The sequence below is a fragment of the Streptomyces sp. P17 genome (assembly GCF_032436805.1).
In the GTDB taxonomy this organism is placed as follows: Bacteria; Actinomycetota; Actinomycetes; order Streptomycetales; family Streptomycetaceae; genus Streptomyces.
In genome coordinates this window covers 1-262 of record NZ_JAVRBF010001024.1, presented here as the reverse complement: position 1 = coordinate 262, position 262 = coordinate 1, and the positions used below count along the sequence as shown (strand labels likewise).

Here is a 262-nt window from a genome sequence, read left to right as displayed (position 1 = left end):
GCCTATGTCGTGCTCGCATTCGCCAACAGCGCGGGCGCACCGATCTGGGCGGCGATTTCGCTGGCGATCATAACAATGTTTATCATCGGGTTGGCCATCGAACGGGTGGCGCTGCGGCGCCTCGCCGGCCGCCCCATCATCATGATCCTGATGATGACGCTTGGCCTGGAGATTTTCATGCGAGCCGGCTCGATGACCATTTGTGGCGGTACAACGCGACCCATGAATCTGGGCATCAGCGATGCCCCTCTTTTTATCGGTC

1 pseudogene is annotated in these 262 nt (G+C 59.5%); it reads left to right on the top strand.

Going from position 1 to position 262, the window contains the following annotated elements:
* Positions 1 to 262, top strand: a pseudogene (locus RMT89_RS43820) (branched-chain amino acid ABC transporter permease); the annotation flags it as partial.